This window comes from Moorena sp. SIO4A1 (genome assembly GCF_010672065.1).
Classification (GTDB): Bacteria; Cyanobacteriota; Cyanobacteriia; order Cyanobacteriales; family Coleofasciculaceae; genus Moorena.
Genome location: NZ_JAAHHX010000946.1, coordinates 1 through 1,146 on the forward strand (window position 1 = coordinate 1; position 1,146 = coordinate 1,146).

2 protein-coding genes are annotated in these 1,146 nt (G+C 45.1%); both read left to right on the top strand.

Annotation, left to right across the window (positions count from 1 at the left end; genetic code table 11):
- Positions 1 to 47: 47 nt before the first annotated feature.
- Complete coding sequence (tnpA, locus tag F6K53_RS44340) at positions 48 to 410, top strand: IS200/IS605 family transposase (protein ID WP_293087280.1); 363 nt, start codon at positions 48 to 50, stop codon at positions 408 to 410.
- Between the two features lie 50 nt (positions 411 to 460).
- Positions 461 to 1,111, top strand: coding sequence for an IS4 family transposase (locus F6K53_RS44345; RefSeq protein WP_293087283.1), 651 nt, complete (start codon positions 461 to 463; stop codon positions 1,109 to 1,111).
- Positions 1,112 to 1,146: the final 35 nt, after the last annotated feature.

Sequence of the window (1,146 nt, forward strand, 5' to 3'; positions counted from 1 at the left end):
CAAAATTATCTAGTAAAGATTATGAGTACCGCCGTACAGAGGGGTCGGTGTCTTCAATAAATTATCACTTTGTTTTTGTCCCAAAGCGTCGAAAGCCTGTATTAGTAGAACACGTGGCTCGACGACTTCAAGAAATAATCTTTGATCTGGTTTCCGAACATGGATGGAAATTGATTGCGCTAGAAATAATGCCAGACCACGTCCACATGTTCTTGAACGCACCAACTCATGAATCTCCTGCTGAAATAGCTCGATGGGTAAAAGGTCGAGCTTCACATCACTTGCGGAAAGAATTTCCTAATCTTAAAAAATTACCCTCACTATGGACCCCGACCTATTTTGTGGCGTCAACAGGTCAAGTTAGCACAGAAGTGGTCAAAAAGTATATAGAGAATCAAAAAGGGAAATAGCCAGGACACTTTAAGGGGGTTAACCCCGTCTCTCTTTTTCATCCCCGGTCATTAGACGCGGGGTTCTCAAATTTCAGGATGTTTCGATAGAAACTCTTGACATTAAATACCGTCGCCGATTGTTCGACCCATTTGTCACACTCTGGGCGTTTCTTTCCCAAGTTCTCGATACTGATAAGAGTTGTCACCATGCCGTCAGCCGTGTGATTGCCTGGTTAGCGGCTGAAAATGTCGAACTCCCCTCCCAGGATACTGGTGCTTACTGTCAAGCCAGACAACGAATGCCCCTAAAATTACTACAGCAATTGTTGGCTCAAGTAGCACAAGGTTTACAACACCAAGTGACTCCAGAGTACTTATGGTGTGGTCGTCAGGTTTTAGTAGTGGACAGCTCAACCCTATCGATGCCAGATACAGGGAAAAATCAAGAAGCTTATCCTCAACCTAGCACTCAAGCACCTGGTTGTGGCTTTCCCATGGCCAAGATTGGTGTTTTCTTCAGTCTCGCTACAGGTGCAGCGATCGCACTAGTTATCGATGTACTCAACACCCATGACCTCCAGTTAGCGAGAAGATTATATCAATTTCTTCACCCCAATGATGTGCTCTTAGGAGACCGAGCTTTTTGTTCTTATGCTGATTTGGTCTTTGTCCAACAGCGCCTTGCAGATGCTGTCTTCCGAAACCATTGGCGCACGTAAACAACCGTTGCGACGTGGGTTTACTTGTTGGGTCA